This is a genomic window from Providencia sp. PROV269, from assembly GCF_028477785.1.
In the GTDB taxonomy this organism is placed as follows: domain Bacteria; phylum Pseudomonadota; class Gammaproteobacteria; order Enterobacterales; family Enterobacteriaceae; genus Providencia; species Providencia rettgeri.
Genome location: NZ_JAMPLV010000004.1, coordinates 178860 through 195425, shown reverse-complemented (window position 1 = coordinate 195425; position 16566 = coordinate 178860). Strand labels below are relative to the sequence as shown.

The window sequence follows — 16566 nt, the reverse complement described above, 5'->3', positions numbered from 1 at the left end:
TTATTCAGGTTTTATTATCAGAGGGTGAAACAGTGCCCGCCAAATGCTCTCGTTTGCTGACATTGGCAATCAATAGAGGCATTAGCAGTAATCCCATCAAAGCCGCGGCACTGGCAAGTAAGGAAAACATGCCTGACCAACCATAATGTGCAATGACTTGAGAGAGTGGCCACCCGGCAATCGCCGCCCCTAAATAGGCGTACAAACCGAGATAACCTGTTACCGCTCCAGCTGCTTTTTTATGACAATATTCTGTTGCAGCTAGACCGATTAACATTTGTGGTCCAAAAACAAAAAATCCAATCGCAAAGAAGCATGCAGCCAATAAAGCATAGTGATGAATTGGCGTTAACCATAAGGCACTTACTGAGACACAAAGACCCAATGAAAACAGCAGGATCATAGGCGCTCGTTGGCCACGAAACAGAATATCAGAGCCCCAACCAGAGCAGAGTGCCCCTAATAATCCGCCCAGCTCAAATAACGATAATGTTGCATTCGCACTGAGTAAATTGGTGCCATGTTTCTCTGTTAACCATAGATTTCCCCAATCATTTATCGCCATGCGAATGAGATAAACCAAAATATAGGAGAAGCCCAGTAACCAAATCATACGGTTAAAAATGATGGCATCTTTTAATATCACTAGCATTGGCATTGGCGGCGATAAGCGCTCTTGGCGCAACTCCAAAACATCGTGTCGCCACTGCCCAACGCTTGGAAGCTGCTCTTCTTGCGGTGTGCCACGTAATTGACGACATAACCACAGCCCAATAATGACACCAATAACACCAGGGACAATTAAGGCCATTTGCCAACTGTATTGGGTCGCCAATAACGCGGTAAGCAAGGGCAGTAACATTCCCCCAAGGTTGATGGAGATATTCCATAATCCCCACCAAAACCCGCGTTCATTGCGTGAATACCAGTGCGTTAGAATGCGTGCACAAGGCGGCCAACCCCAACCTTGGAAAAAGCCATTTAATGTCCAAACAATTAATAACGCTGGAAATGATAAGCAATAGGCAAAAATGATGTTGAGTAACCCCGTCATCACTAAGCCAACCCCCATAAACCAACGGTATCCTGTAATATCGTGGAAAATCCCTGAAAGAAACTTGGAGATTCCGTAAGTCAAATAAAACGACGTCGCTATCCAACCTATGTCACTTTTATCAAGAAACAGTTCGTTTTGCATAACAGGCATCACGAAGTTAAAACTCTTTCGTGTGAGGTAAAAAGTGGCATAACCAATAATCATTGATAGCATTAAGCGGCGACGCCAAAAACGATACGTGTTATCCAGACTCAACGTGTCTTTACCTGTCATAGGGCGGTTTCTCTTGTTAAGGAAAATGTAATCAAGTTTTTAACAAAAAGGATGAGAGAAGGTATTAGAGGGCTAGGAATTATTCCTAGTTTTGCGATGTTTTATCTTAAAATGTGGGCAAGTTAACACTTATTTGTGTTCCGTTTTGGGTTGTTAATGTCCAATCACCACCTAAGGCTCGAACTCGCTCCTCAATACCGCGCAACCCAAAGCCACTAGTGCGTTTGCTAAATGGAATGCCGACGCCATTATCATTAACAACAAGCTGGATCGAGTCACCTATTTGCTTAAGAGATATGTGGATTTGTGTGGCTTTTGCATGTTTACTGATATTGTTAAGTAACTCTTGGACGAGGCGATAAAGCGTAAACAACACTGTTTCATTGATCGGTGTTGTTTGTAAGCCATAATGAAAGTGGCATTGAATATTATTCTGTGGAAAAGAAAATTCAGCAATTAAGTGTGTTAGTGCATTTTCAAGCGACATTTCATCTAACACAGGAGGGCGCAACTGGCGCAATAATTGCCGCGTAGATTGATGAATTTGTTGCGCTAATTCATTTATTTGACTTGCTGCTTGGTGGCTGATGTCATCTGTTGCTGTTTTTTTCACTAACATCGACTGAATTTGAATCGCGGTGATATTTTGCCCAATTTCATCATGCAGCTCACGGGCAATCGCTTTTTTGATATCTTCTTCGGTATGCACGAGCTGCAACATTAAGTCGCGCCGTGTTTTTAGTTCTTCTTCTAAGCGTTGGCGATAACGTTGTAGGTTACTCGCCAGCTGTTTTTGTCGGCTAATTGCTATCCCAAGGCCAATACCAATTAAGGCTTGAGTGCTGAGAAACATTTCTAATTCTTCTAAATCAGCAAATGCACCGTGAAATTGCCGGGCAAAAGTAATGATTAAACTACCTAATAATGCAGAAAGTACGCCACCTTGCCAGCCATAACGATAAGCCATAAAAACGTTAGGAATAAACACCAGTAAGACAATTAACCGTTCAATTTCGGGAGCAAAAAATACTTGGGCGCTGAGTCCAACGACACAAAATAGAAAACACCAAACAATTAAAGAGGTTCGTAATTGCTTATCTGGCGTCCCATAATCAAGGAGCATTTGGTAGTGCTGTTCGTGTAGATATTCATAAATAAGGTAAACAAAAGGAGAAAGCAGTATCCCTCCGGTTAATGTTGTTAGGAATAATTGGCTAATGGAATAAGATGATAACCCACTGAATAATAAAGCATGTAATACACTATTTGCCGCAACGCCTGCGAGTAATAATAATAACCGCTGCCAATATAACGTATAACGCCACCAGATATTTTGAATAACAAAAGCAACACCGAGACTTAATAACGGTGATAACAGTAAAATAGGTTGGAAGAGAAGTTGCTCTGATGATAACCAAAAATTTAATATCCCTTCGCTAAGTAGCAGTGTTGGCCAGTAGCGTCGCCAAAGGATAATCATCAATGCTAGGCGTAAGCCTTGCGGCAGAAATAAAGTTGCCTGAAAACTGTTTTGACTTAAATAAAAGCCGATGATCCACAACCCAATCCATAACAGCGAATAAGTAAAAAATAAGAAGATGGATTGCAGCGTTAACCGTAAGCTTTTATTCATGCCTAAATTACCGTGAAATTAGATTATGTTCTAGCGCGTAGTGAACAAGGTCGATGGTATTTTCGCATTGCAATTTGCCTAATATATTTGCGCGGTGAACGTGCACGGTTTTATGGCTTAATTCAAGTTGCTCTGCGATCACTTTTACACTCAAGCCAGCAACTAATAAATCAAATACTTCCCGTTCCCGAGGTGTCAATTCATGTAGGCTTTGCTGTTGTTGAGGTGAGTGGCGTAGTGCTCGCATAGCATCGGAACATAAGTAGCAGCCGCCTTGGTGGACAGAGCGAACAGCTTGCACTAACTCTTCAGGGCCACAACGTTTAGTTAAATACGCGCTGGCTCCCGCATCTAAAGCACTTTGCACAAAGGCTGGGGTATCATAAATGCTCAATATAATGGTGCGAAAATCAGGCTTTTTTTGACGTAAACGTGATAAAAGCTGTAAACCGTTTTCATCTGGCATCGATATATCCATGATGGCGACATCGATATCCAAATTAAGCAAATTAGGCCAAGCTTCTTGGGCATTCGCATATTGCCCAACAACAGAAATATCGGGTTCCAGTGTTAAAAGTTGAGCGAAACCAGAACGCACAACCACGTGGTCATCAACTAAAGCGATTTTTATCATATTTTTTATCAATTTGATGAGTAGGATATTGGGAAATCTTATATCAATATCGAGAAAGATTAGCTACCAGCAGAATGTAAAATTCTGCTGTTCATCCATAATGACGAGCAATTTTTTTATTGGGGTAAAATTTTCACGCAAACTTATTCATATTGAATAATAAATAACCAAAAAACAAGGTGTATAAAAATAGCGACAGACGCCACTTTGGGGTGTCGCCAAAAGGAGACATTTATCTTATTGATAAATATAGATTTATAAATTTGATGTTTAGGGTGTCTTAAATTAGCGACAATATTGAGAAAGAGATAAACCGTTTCAGTGTATCCAGAATCACTGAATAGACGATAAAAAATAAATTGTCTTATTTTTTAATGTGTTAAAAAATAAATTGAAAAGTTGGCACGGCATGTGCATAATAATATTCAGTTGCTCATTCAACTTCTTATGTAGGTCCAAAATTAGTTGGGTACATACCACATAAACCAAGAATGACGCCAAAGTAAGGTGCCTACCGTCCAACAGCACAGATATTCGCCTTCGGGCCTTATCAAACACAGGGCGACACGTGGAGTGAGGCACCACCTATATAATTATCTTTAATGTAAAGACATAATTATATAAAAGCAGTAACCATCAGAATCAGAGTAGTTGTTATCGCTGGCGGAGTAAAGGTAAGTCCTTTATCCCGCCTTCCTATTTTATGCCCACCATAATGCCCGTCATACTTTGTACCACAGCGTTGTTGGCTGCTCTCGTCTACCCGAATCACATACTTATAGAGATATCTTCACTTGGCGCCTAGCTGCAATCCGAATTATTTAGGGCATAGCTGAGTGTTTTATTTTTAAAGCAAAAACTAAAGAAAAGACGAAAGAATTCATTTAATAAGACCTATTGATTCTTTTATGCTTTCGTTTATGCGAAAAAGGAACATCCGGAGCGATGAACATACCTATCTGAAAATTATCATTTTTTACCAATTAAATTGGCACGTTCATTGCTTTTAGTTGTTACACTTAGTCTGATTTTAACGCTATGGGACACATAATTTGGATTGTGCTTTTCGCATGACAACGAGTTCTGCTACCATTGCAATACGTTGAATGGGTATGAGATGAATGTATTGAGTAAATGGCGTTTTTTCCCGCGCTCCTTGCGCCAACTCGTTGTGATGGCATTTTGGCTTGTACTACTTCCTTTATTAGTACTCGCTTACCAGGCATATCAAAGTCTGGAGCAACTTAGTAACCAAGCTGCCAATATCAATAAAACCACGTTGCTTGACGCACGGCGTAGTGAAGTGATGAGTAGTCTCGCCTTAGAAATGGAACGGAGCTATCGTCAATATTGTGTGTTACAAGATCCCACCTTGCAAACGCAATATCAGAAACAGTTTGCAGATTATCAGCAAATGTTCGAGCGTCAGAAAACAATCTTACCCACTTCGTCAGACACCTCCGCATTGACTAACACTTTGGATGCACTTAAAACGGTCGCTTGTGAAAACAATGAGCCGACAGAAAAAATTACACGAGCTTTAGAACAGTTTTCTGCCGAAAATGCCTCATTAGTGCAAGAAACTCGTGATGTGATTTTTAGCCGTGGAGAACAGTTACAAAAAGCAATTGCGAATAAAGGTCAATTATTTGGCTGGCAGAGCTTAATTTTATTCTTATTAAGCGCTTTACTAGTTGCATTATTCACAAGGATGATTATTGGCCCAGTTAAAGCTATCGAACGAATGATTAACCGTCTTGGAACTGGACGCACGATAGCCAATAATATTGAGCGCTTTAAAGGCCCTAGGGAATTACGGACAATTGCGCAGCGTATTATTTGGTTAAGTGAGCGATTAGCATGGCTTGAATCACAGCGTCATGAATTTCTTCGCCATATTTCACATGAATTAAAAACACCTCTTGCGAGTATGCGTGAAGGAACGGAGTTACTTGCTGATGAGGTAGCTGGACCATTAACGGTGTCTCAAAAAGAAGTTGTAGAAATTTTGGATCACAGTAGTAAGCATCTTCAGCAACTTATTGAGCAATTACTTGACTATAATCGTAAGCTTGTAGATGACCCACCAGAAGCACAGATTGTTGATTTACAAAAGCTCATTGAAGATATCGTCAAAGCACATAACTTACCCGCACGGGCTAAAAACATCAAAACAGAAGTGCGTTTAAAAGTGGATAGCTGTTTAGCTGAACCCTCACTTCTTGGGCGAGTTATTGATAATATCTATTCCAATGCGGTGCACTATGGCGGCGAATCAGGTAATATTTGGATCTCTAGTCGACAAACAGGCAATAAATTGCTAATTGAAGTTGCGAATACGGGTACGCCAATTCCTGAATCTGAGCAAAGCATGATTTTTGAACCTTTTTATCAAGGCTCATTACAAAGAAAAGGTGCTGTTAAAGGAAGTGGGCTAGGGCTAAGTATTGCGCAAGATTGTATTAAACAAATGGGGGGTGAGCTTTCTCTTGTTCCCACTAAATCAGCAGATGTCTGTTTTAGAATTGAACTGCCTCTAACCGCAGAGAATGAATAATGGTAAATCGGTCTACAGGTGTTTGGGCGGTACTTTACCGTAACGCATCGTTAAGTAAAAATAATCGAAGAGTACCTTATGTGATGAGACGTACAGGGCTCAATTTTGGGGCGGTCTTATTTTCCCTAATCTTAAGTGGATGTGTCGCTAAAAATGGCCAGTCACCGCTCGAAACTCTAGCGCAAGTCGTTGTGCCTGAGGTAAAAGTTACGGACTATCGGTATACATCATGTGAAACGATCTGGAACAATGACCAACCTACTGCACGGGAAAACGCGCTATTTTGGTTGCGAATGATGGATTGTGCCGATCGTACTGAAACCAGTCAAGCACGTGAGGAAGCAGGTAAAATCGAGGTAACAAACTGGTCGAGTGCATTTCAACAGAACATTTTGTTGAATTCTGCAGATCCGTCTATTGCTGAACGTCGCAAAATGCTGGATAGCATTAATACGTATAGTTTGAATTTTCCAACAGCAGTACGGCCATTATTGCAATTATGGCGTGAGCAACAGGTGCAAATTATCAACTTGTCAGATGCGGGGGCTCGTTATAAGCGCCTACAACAAGAAATGGATACAAAGCTCGACCGCTTGAAAGAAGATAATGCTAAATTGGCTTTCGAACTGAATACGACCTCCCGTAAGCTTGAAAACTTAACGGATATTGAACGTCAGCTTTCTTCTCGTAAGAAAAGCACGAACGAAACCGAAAAAGAGGTAGAAAATGGGGTTGAAGGAGATAAACCTATTTCCTCTGAAGAGCCAAAGCCTGATAGCAGCGCATCTTCTCCAGTAGAGCAAAATTCATCGGAGAATGAACAAAAATGACGAATCGTAAGTCAGCAAATTTGTTACTAGTTGACGATGACCCAAGTCTTCTGAAACTGTTAGGTATGCGTTTGAGTAGTGAAGGCTTTAAAGTCACTACCGCAGAGAGCGGCCCTGAAGCGCTAAAAATCTTACAAAAAGAAAAATTAGATTTAGTGATCAGTGATTTACGTATGGATGAAATGGATGGCATGGCGCTTTTCGATGAGATACAAAAAGCCCATCCAAACATGCCTGTCATTATATTAACAGCTCATGGCTCGATTCCTGATGCCGTCGCGGCAACACAACGAGGCGTATTTAGTTTTTTAACTAAGCCAGTCGACAAAGACGCATTATATAAAGCGATTGATGAAGCACTCGCGCTCTCTTCAACACCCATAAGTGATGAAGAGTGGAGCTCTGGTATTGTCACACGTAGCCCCTTAATGATACGCCTGTTAGAACAAGCGCATATGGTGGCACAATCTGATGTTAGCGTATTGATTAACGGGCAAAGTGGTACAGGTAAAGAGGTTTTAGCGCAGGCGATTCATAAAGCTAGCCCTAGGGCGCGTAAGCCGTTTATTGCCATTAACTGTGGTGCACTACCTGAACAATTATTAGAGTCTGAACTATTTGGGCATGCAAAAGGCGCCTTTACTGGCGCAGTTAGTAATCGCGAAGGGTTATTCTTTGCAGCCAGTGGTGGGACGTTATTTTTAGATGAAATTGGTGATATGCCAATGCCATTGCAGGTTAAATTACTGCGGGTATTGCAAGAGCGCAAAGTTCGTCCTTTAGGTAGCAACCGTGATTTAGATATTGATGTACGTATTCTGTCTGCAACTCACCGTAACCTACCAAAAGCAATGGAAAAAAATGAGTTTCGTGAGGATCTTTACTATCGTTTAAATGTGGTCAACTTACGTATTCCTGCGTTAAATGAACGTTCAGAAGATATTCCATTATTAGCTAATCATCTATTGCGTGAAGCTGCATCACGTCATAAACCTTTCGTACGTAGTTTTTCCAGTGATGCAATGAAATGCTTAATAACAGCGAGCTGGCCGGGCAATGTCCGTCAATTAGTGAATGTGATTGAACAGTGTGTAGCATTAACGACGTCTCCTGTTATAAGCGAAGCACTGGTTAGCCAAGCACTTCAAGGTGAAAATACGGCGCTACCAACATTTGTTGAAGCTCGCAATCAGTTCGAATTGAATTATCTACGTAAGTTATTACAAATGACGAAAGGAAATGTTACCCAAGCTGCCCGAATGGCAGGACGAAACCGTACAGAATTTTATAAATTACTTGGCCGTCATGATTTAGAAGCTAATGATTTTAAAGAATAAATAAGTATTATTTACCACATGGTTGTTATCGATTACATTATGTGGAATAAGGCAATTCATATTCACGCTCCGGGAGAAAAAATACCTTATGAGCCGTAAGCTTAATATTTCACTAGCACAACTTAATTGGTTAGTCGGTGACATCGAAGGCAACTGCGATCGCATGCTGCAAGTTGTGAGTGAACAAGCACCAAACACAGATATTGTCATGTTTTCAGAGCTGTCTTTGACAGGGTATCCACCAGAAGATTTAATTTTCCGAGCTGATTTCGAGGACCGCTGTTTAGTACAACTCGACCGTTTGCAAAAAGCCAGCCAAGAAACGGCGATTATTGTTGGTCACCCATGGTATGAAGGGGATGATATCTATAATGCGCTGTCCTTTTTCTATCAAGGCAAATTGCACGCTCGCTATTTTAAACAAGAGTTGCCAAATTATGGTGTGTTTGATGAACCCCGTTATTTCACTGCAGATGAAAAATCCTGTGTTGTTGAATTTAAAGGTTATCAGCTCGGTTTATTAATTTGTGAAGATATTTGGTATGACGAGCCAGTAGATGCAGTCAAAGGGGCGGGTGCTGAAATATTATTAACCATCAATGCATCTCCTTATGATATTCATAAAGAACATATTCGAACCGACTTATTAGTCGAACATTGCAAACGCACTCATATGCCAATTGTGTATCTCAACCAAGTGGGTGGGCAAGATGAATTGGTGTTTGATGGTGGCTCAAAAGTCATTGCAAATAAAGGTAAACAAATCTTTAAATTGGCAGAATTTAAAGAGCAAGTTATCACAGTTCAATTTGATGAACTTGCATTGGTGAGCGAAGGTAGCGTATTTATTGAGAATGACCCAGTTGCTCAGGTATACCAAGCTTTAGTTATGTCAACTCGTGACTACATCAATAAAAATGGTTTTAATGGTGCAATTTTAGGGCTATCAGGCGGTATTGACTCAGGGCTAACGGTGGCTATTGCGGTTGATGCTATAGGGAAAGAGCATGTGCAAGCTGTCATGATGCCATTCCGCTATACTTCTGAAATGAGTATTCACGACGCTAAAGAGCAAGCTGATTTGCTTGGGGTTGAATTCGATATCGTATCCATCGAACCGATGTTTGATGCCTTTATGGCTCAGTTAACGCCGATGTTTGAAGGAACCGCGGTTGATACCACTGAGGAAAACTTACAAGCACGTTGCCGAGCGGTTATTTTAATGGCAATGTCAAATAAACGTCGTCGCTTAGTGTTGACTACCAGTAATAAAAGTGAATCTGCTGTTGGTTATTCAACATTATATGGCGATATGGCAGGTGGTTTTGATGTGTTAAAAGATGTGCCTAAAACCCTTGTTTTTGAGTTAGCTAAATATCGTAATACATTATCTCCAGCAATTCCTCAACGTGTGATTGATAGGCCACCGTCAGCAGAACTTGCTCCAGGGCAATTAGATCAAGACAGCTTGCCGCCTTATGATGTGTTAGATGCATTATTGGAAGGCTACGTGGAAAAAGACTTGTCAGTTAATGATTTAATCAAACTTGGTTTTGATAAAGACGTGGTACGAAAAGTTGTACGTCTTGTTGATATTAATGAATATAAACGCCGTCAGGCTCCTGTTGGGCCACGTATTACGATGCGTAATTTCGGTAAAGATCGCCGCTATCCGATCACCTCAGGTTTTGGCCGTAAAAACTGGTCATAACAGGAATTATTTATGAAAAAAATTGATGCAATTATAAAGCCATTCAAACTTGATGATGTTCGTGAAGCATTGGCTGAAGTGGGTATTACCGGAATGACGGTAACTGAAGTGAAAGGCTTTGGACGTCAAAAAGGGCATACTGAGCTTTACCGTGGTGCAGAGTATATGGTTGATTTTTTACCTAAGGTTAAAATTGAAATTGTTGTCCCTGATGACATTGTTGAAAACTGTGTCGAAACCATTATGCAAACGGCCCAAACGGGCAAAATTGGCGATGGGAAGATCTTTGTTTATGATGTAGCTCGAGTGATCCGTATTCGGACCGGTGAGCAAGATGAAGAAGCGATTTAATAAATTACGTTATGTGAAAAAGCGGTAACGGAAAATACACAGGAATGGGATTAGAATTGCGTATTTATTATGCGAGTCCGTTACCGCTAAATTTAGAAAAATGGCAAACACTTAACCATTTAAACCATTTTCTTCAGTTAACATGTTTCAGAGAATGCTCTTCTAAACAGAAGAGCATTTTTTATCCATTAATTGAGGGGTAATACTTTATGTGGTCCAAAACATTCATAGTGAATAGCATCGGCATCGACACCCATTGCAATTAGCTGTTTGCCTACGTGCTGCATAAAACCAACAGGGCCACAGAAATAGAATTGCATGTTCGGTTGCTCAATCCATTCACGTACCAATTCTAAATTCATTAAACCTTCATATTGGTAATCAAACCCGAGACGATCTTCCTCTCTTGGTTGATTAAACCAAATCGCAGATTGGCTGGTTTGTTGTTTTGCTAATAGTTGTTGAATTTCGTGCCTAAAGGCATGAACAGCACCATTTTCAGCGGCATGGAACCAATTAACTTGAGCATTGTGACCTTGTTCTGTTAGATGATTTAACATACTCAGCATTGGGGTTAAACCAACGCCTGCAGAGATCAAGGTAACAGGTGTCTGGCCATCAACATCAATGAAGAAATCACCACAGGGTGGGGCGAGTAGTACATGGTCACCTTCATTTAATTGTTGATGTAAGAAATTAGAAACTGAGCCTTGTTCTTCACGTTTTACTGCAATACGGTAGCTACGGCCATTAGGCGCAGTCGTCAGTGAGTATTGGCGGATTTCTTGGTTTTCAAATCCCTGGTTGTTGACATAAATAGTGATATATTGGCCTGGGCGGTAATCCGCGACAGGTTTCCCATCGACAGGTACGAATTCAAAACTGGTGATTACATCACTTTGGGGCTGTTTTTGTTTCAATTTAAATTCACGTAAACCTTCCCAGCCCCCAATTTTATCTGCATTCTCTTGGTAAATTACTGCTTCACGACCAATAAAGATATCAGCTAAGACCCCGTAAGCTCTTCCCCAAGCATCAAGTACTTCTTGGCCTGGGCTAAGTAGTTCATCGATAGCCGCCAGTAAATTTTCCCCAACAATAGGGTAATGCTCAGGTTTGATATTTAAACTAACGTGTTTTTGGGCAATTTTTTCAACCGCTGAAATCAGTGCTTCAGGGGTTTCAATATTTACCGCATAAGCACAAATAGCGTTGAATAGAGCTTCACGTTGGTCGCCATTCATTTGGTGAGTCATGTTAAAAATATCTTTTAGTTCAGGGTGTTGTTTAAACATCCGATCATAAAAATGTGCGGTTAGTTTTGGCCCTGTTTCAGCAATGGCAGGAATGGTGGATTTAACAATGGCGATGGTTTGGCTATCTAGCATACAGGTGCTCCTGAATTATTTTCATGTTCTCATCGTAGTGATCGTAAGGCGTCAGTTTTTAGTTTTGTACAAACATATCCTTTTACATCATTGGGATAAGTATATTTCATCCCAATAAATCACTCTTTTTTGAGAGACATAAAGTTTATTTATAAACATGTATTTTAAATACAACTTATAATATTTAAGGTTTTATGTAAAGACTCAAACTGGGAAAATATGTCGGAATTAAGCACACAATGAGAAGGGGCTAGCAAATCTGGATGTTTCTACGTTAAAAATTAAAATTTAAGCTATTTTATAGTGGAGCCTTCAGAAGCAAATGAAGTGAAAAAAATTAATGCAATCGTTTGCGTATATTTTTTCTTTAGGGCTATCTCAAGAGAGAAAAAGAGTTTACACTGTGTGTCATTGCGATGAATCGATTTTCAACCTATTGAATTGCTGAGGCAGGAGAAGCGAATGTTAAAGCGTGAAATGAATATTGCTGACTACGATCCAAAATTATGGGAAGCAATGGAGCAAGAAGTACAACGTCAAGAAGAACACATTGAATTAATTGCTTCTGAAAACTATACCAGTCCACGAGTCATGCAGGCTCAAGGTTCTCAGCTAACCAATAAATATGCAGAAGGCTACCCAGGCAAACGCTACTATGGCGGTTGTGAGTATGTTGATGTGGTAGAACAATTAGCGATTGACCGTGCGAAAGAACTATTTGGTGCTGACTATGCGAACGTGCAACCGCACTCAGGTTCACAAGCTAACGCTGCTGTTTACATGGCGTTATTACAGCCAGGTGATACTGTTCTGGGGATGAATCTGGCACATGGTGGTCACTTAACTCACGGTTCACCAGTTAACTTCTCAGGTAAACTGTACAACATCGTGCCTTATGGCATCGATGAAAGCGGTAAAATTGACTACGATGATATCAAAGCGCAAGCTGAAAAACATAAACCAAAAATGATTATCGGTGGTTTTTCTGCGTATTCAGGTGTGGTTGATTGGGCAAAAATGCGTGAAATCGCAGATGGCATTGGTGCTTATCTGTTTGTGGATATGGCTCACGTAGCAGGTTTGATTGCTGCTGGTGTTTATCCAAACCCAGTGCCTCACGCACATGTTGTGACGACAACAACACATAAAACTTTAGCAGGTCCACGTGGTGGATTAATTTTAGCTAAAGGTGGTGACGAAGAGTTATACAAAAAAATCAACTCAGCCGTATTCCCAGGTTCTCAAGGTGGCCCTTTAATGCATGTGATTGCAGGTAAAGCGGTTGCATTGAAAGAAGCGATGGAACCAGAATTCAAAGTTTACCAACAACAAGTGGCTAAAAATGCCAAAGCAATGGTCGACGTTTTCCAAAAACGTGGCTATAAAGTCGTATCTGGTGGAACGGAAAACCATTTGTTCTTAGTGGATTTAGTAGACAAAGATATCACAGGTAAAGATGCAGATGCTGCACTGGGCCGTGCGAATATCACAGTTAACAAAAACAGTGTACCTAACGATCCTAAGAGCCCATTCGTAACGTCTGGTGTACGTATCGGTTCTCCTGCAATTACACGCCGCGGCTTTAAAGAAGCAGAAGCGAGTGAGCTAGCGGGCTGGATGTGTGATATCCTAGACAACCTCAATGACGAAGCGACCATTGAGAGCGTAAAACAAAAAGTATTAGCAATTTGCAAGAAATACCCAGTTTACGCATAATTTAAACGACAATTCGTGATTAAAACCCGCTTCTACATGCATGTATGAGCGGGTTTTTTGCATTGAAAAAACGGAGGGATGATGGTCATTCCATCAACGCGTTGGCTAGCCATTGATTATTTTACCTACTTTTTTGCCTACAGTATTTTCTTACCATTTTGGTCAGTTTGGCTACAAGGTGAGGGAATTGATGCAGAAATGATTGGTGTTTTGTTAGGGGTAGGGTTAGCAGCCCGTTTCCTTGGCGCGATGTTCATTACTCCTTTAGTTAAAGAGCCCTCGAAACTGATTACGGCACTACGTTTACTTGCAGGGCTTTCACTCATTTTCTCTGTTGGTTTTGCTTTGGGTTCTCATTGGGCATGGCTGCTATTTGTAATGATAGGCTTTAACTTATTTTTTGCGCCAATGGTTCCGTTAGGAGATTCACTGGCAGGAACATGGCAAAAACAATTTACCTTTGACTATGGCAAAATTCGCGTCTGGGGGTCGATAGCTTTTATTATTGGCTCCTCATTGATGGGGTATTTAGCAGGTGTTTGGGGTAATAAAGCCATCATGGTAGCGTTGATAGTAAGCTGTTTAGCATTATTACTAGGCGCAATGATGAAACCGGCAATTATGCCAATGGGAGCGGCGAAAATTGAAGGTGGCAATAAAGTCACTTTTAAACAGTTGATTGCTGATAAAAACGTCGTTAGGTTTTTAATTTGTGTGACCTTATTACAAGGGGCCCATGCAGCTTATTATGGTTTTGCTTCCCTATTTTGGAAAGAGGCGGGTTATTCAGATTTAGTGATCGGTAATTTATGGTCGCTGGGGGTGGTTGCTGAAGTCATTGTATTTATGTTAAGTCACCGTTTGTTCCGGCGTTGGAGTGCGCGTAATTTACTGCTGTTATCCGCATTTTGTGGAATTATCCGCTGGGGGCTGATGGGGGCGTTTACTGCATTACCTGTGTTAATTGTAGTGCAAATTCTTCACAGTGGGACTTTTACGATTTGTCATCTAGCGGCAATGCGCTTTATCAGCGCAAGAAAAGAAAATGAAATTATCCCATTACAAGGTGTTTACTCTGCCCTCGCAACCGGTGGTGGGTTAGCCGTCCTGACTATTATTGTGGGGTATATTTATGAGCGAGTGCCTGCTCATCATGGTGTAGTTTTCTATTTAATGGCGCTTCTTGCTATTCCTGCCGTGTTTATCCGCCCTAAAGTTGTAGCTCAATCCTAGTATTTATCAACCAAGCTATAAAAGGGGCTAAACCTATTTTTATAGCTTGGTTTGGTACTGAATTTGTTTCCCTGTATCGTCAATATAAATCATTGTTATATTTTCTCCGTGATTAATGACGGCGGTTGAAGGGAAGATTTGTGATGAAAATGGCGCAATCATCGAGCTTTTTGTAATAGAACGGCTTTCATTATTAGCTAGATAGATATTGGCAATACTTAAAAAATAAGGGGTTGGGTTGTTGACGATAATGCCATCTTTAGCTAAATGGAATTTAATGTTATTGATTAAATCATCTGGTTTATTTATAAGCGCAATTGGTCGATAAAAAACTTTAATCCGTGTTTGAATGGCGAACTGCAGCATATTTGCACTATTTATTTGTTTTGGCTTTGGCGCAATGTCTAATACATTTAAATAAAATACAGACTCTTTATTCGTAGGGAGTTTGTCGCCAATAAAGCGTATTTGTAATTGAGCCCCGTCATTTGCCGCGATTTTAGTAACGGGGGGGGTCACAATAAATGGCGCGTTCGTCGTTTCTGGTGTTGAATCGAGGTTACCTTCATCCACCCAACTTTGAGTCAATGTGGCTTGTTCACTGTAATTAGTCAGTTGAATCCCGACGGCCTTTTTATCGCTAGGAAAAATAATTCGTGTTCCTTGTAAAACAAGGCTCGCACATGCTTGGACGCTAAAAAATAGTAACGTAGCAAACCCTGTGATTTTAATTATTCCGTCCATAATATTTTCCTTTCTAATTGTATGACATCACCACGGTTGCAGTACTTGAGACTTGTCCTTGAGTGACACTACTTGGGTTGTATGCATGGTAATAAGCACCTAAGTTTACTGAAAAAGAAGGGGAAATCGGATTTCCTTTAAGGACAGTAAAAATATTTGTCGCGCCATTTTTAGCTGCTACGCTATCCGAAAGTACTAACGGTGTATTGAGATTGCTTGCGCTAACTAATCGGAAACCAACGCCTTTAGCACCTTGGCTAATGGTATTATTCAAGGTTGTTTTATCATTTGAGAGTAAATTACTACTGGATAAAAAAATAGATACATCACGAGAAGCATTACCGCCTGCTAAAAAGTCTTGGCAGGTAAAGTTAAGCGTGAATGGCGTGTAGCCTGCTCTGGTTACAGTTTTCACCGCATTGATACTTACTGGGGGTAGCGCAACGACTAAACCTTGGTTAACAAAATTACAGGTAGTGAGAATGGGATTATAAGTTAAGGTCATTGGTTGTAAGTAGATGTCATCGGCACTGGTTGGCCATTGTAGCGTTAACAGAAAAGTGACTAATTTGACTACAATATCTAATAACCACTGTAGAATTCCCAAGCTGGATGCATCAGAGGCGAGTACAATAGGGGTAACTGTGGCGGTACTTCCTGATACTTCGACATAGTTGGTTCCGGGTTTGGCTGTGAGCAAATTAAATTGAACGGTAAAATTTGTATCGAGCTCACTACCTTGATGTATACCTTCCGTAAGGCCGACAACTCTATCTTTTTCTAATGCAGTGACTGTAATTGAGACAAACTGCTTTCCACCATTAAAACCAATAGTGGCTGTTCTGCCTTGGAAGGGGGATGCAATACCGATAGAGTTAGGAAAAAGCAATCCTCTTGCAGTACAGGTAAAAGTTCCAGGGTAGATGGTTCTGCTATTTTTACTAACTTGAGTCGATGTACTGGTAAGTTCTGTCGATAAATCAAAAGCAAGAGCGGGAGCCGTCACTGTAGATGTTTGTCTACAATGTGCTGAGGAATACTGGCTATAAGCCAATATACTGGAAAGCATCAGTGCTAAAGTGATTTTTTTCATCATGTTTTC

At 40.6% G+C, this 16566-nt stretch carries 13 protein-coding genes; 7 read left to right on the top strand and 6 right to left on the bottom strand.

The features are described from left to right. Positions 1–4 precede the first annotated feature (4 nt). The 3 genes from uhpC to PR683_RS07315 all read right to left on the bottom strand — a co-directional run bounded on the left by uhpC (position 5) and on the right by PR683_RS07315 (position 3597). On the bottom strand, positions 5–1357 hold the full coding sequence (uhpC, locus tag PR683_RS07325) for an MFS transporter family glucose-6-phosphate receptor UhpC (protein ID WP_226537939.1): 1353 nt from the start codon (positions 1355–1357) through the stop codon (positions 5–7). A gap of 79 nt (positions 1358–1436) precedes the next feature. After that, positions 1437–2963 carry an MASE1 domain-containing sensor histidine kinase gene (locus PR683_RS07320; RefSeq protein ID WP_272571324.1) on the bottom strand — a complete coding sequence of 509 codons (1527 nt, stop codon included), beginning with the start codon at positions 2961–2963 and terminating at the stop codon, positions 1437–1439. A 7-nt stretch (positions 2964–2970) separates the two neighbouring features. Continuing rightward, a complete protein-coding gene (locus PR683_RS07315; protein WP_109911466.1) occupies positions 2971–3597 on the bottom strand; it encodes a response regulator transcription factor in 627 nt (208 codons plus the stop codon). Positions 3598–4714: 1117 nt separating this feature from the next. Between PR683_RS07315 and PR683_RS07310 the strand changes: the two genes are divergently transcribed. From PR683_RS07310 to glnB, 5 genes are all read left to right on the top strand, one after another. Then, positions 4715–6154, top strand: coding sequence for a sensor histidine kinase (locus PR683_RS07310; protein WP_004912732.1), 1440 nt, complete (start codon positions 4715–4717; stop codon positions 6152–6154). Beyond that, positions 6154–6984: a two-component system QseEF-associated lipoprotein QseG gene (qseG, locus tag PR683_RS07305; protein ID WP_109911468.1), complete on the top strand. Its 831-nt coding sequence runs from the start codon at positions 6154–6156 to the stop codon at positions 6982–6984. Before PR683_RS07310 ends, qseG begins: the two co-directional genes overlap by 1 nt. Beyond that, positions 6981–8321: a two-component system response regulator GlrR gene (glrR, locus tag PR683_RS07300; protein WP_004912726.1), complete on the top strand. Its 1341-nt coding sequence runs from the start codon at positions 6981–6983 to the stop codon at positions 8319–8321. The genes qseG and glrR overlap by 4 nt, the downstream gene beginning before the upstream one ends. Positions 8322–8409: 88 nt before the next feature. Further along, positions 8410–10032 carry an NAD+ synthase gene (locus PR683_RS07295; RefSeq protein WP_004912723.1) on the top strand — a complete coding sequence of 541 codons (1623 nt, stop codon included), beginning with the start codon at positions 8410–8412 and terminating at the stop codon, positions 10030–10032. Positions 10033–10044: 12 nt separating this feature from the next. Continuing rightward, positions 10045–10383 carry a nitrogen regulatory protein P-II gene (gene glnB / locus PR683_RS07290; RefSeq protein WP_004912721.1) on the top strand — a complete coding sequence of 113 codons (339 nt, stop codon included), beginning with the start codon at positions 10045–10047 and terminating at the stop codon, positions 10381–10383. Positions 10384–10571: 188 nt separating this feature from the next. Here glnB and hmpA read toward each other — a convergent pair whose 3' ends face one another. Further along, a complete protein-coding gene (gene hmpA / locus PR683_RS07285) occupies positions 10572–11771 on the bottom strand; it encodes an NO-inducible flavohemoprotein (protein ID WP_004912719.1) in 1200 nt (399 codons plus the stop codon). A 462-nt stretch (positions 11772–12233) separates the two neighbouring features. Here hmpA and glyA point away from each other — a divergent pair, with 462 nt between their 5' ends. Together glyA and PR683_RS07275 are read left to right on the top strand one after the other, a co-directional pair. Next, on the top strand, positions 12234–13487 hold the full coding sequence (gene glyA / locus PR683_RS07280; RefSeq protein ID WP_004912718.1) for a serine hydroxymethyltransferase: 1254 nt from the start codon (positions 12234–12236) through the stop codon (positions 13485–13487). Between the two features lie 81 nt (positions 13488–13568). Next, positions 13569–14720, top strand: coding sequence for a 3-phenylpropionate MFS transporter (locus tag PR683_RS07275; protein ID WP_004912716.1), 1152 nt, complete (start codon positions 13569–13571; stop codon positions 14718–14720). Between the two features lie 39 nt (positions 14721–14759). Here PR683_RS07275 and PR683_RS07270 read toward each other — a convergent pair whose 3' ends face one another. Further along, positions 14760–15464 carry a fimbrial biogenesis chaperone gene (locus tag PR683_RS07270; RefSeq protein ID WP_109911469.1) on the bottom strand — a complete coding sequence of 235 codons (705 nt, stop codon included), beginning with the start codon at positions 15462–15464 and terminating at the stop codon, positions 14760–14762. A 13-nt stretch (positions 15465–15477) separates the two neighbouring features. Then, the gene (locus PR683_RS07265; RefSeq protein WP_109911470.1) at positions 15478–16557 is read right to left on the bottom strand and encodes a fimbrial protein; all 1080 of its coding nucleotides are present in this window, start codon (positions 16555–16557) and stop codon (positions 15478–15480) included. Positions 16558–16566: the final 9 nt, after the last annotated feature.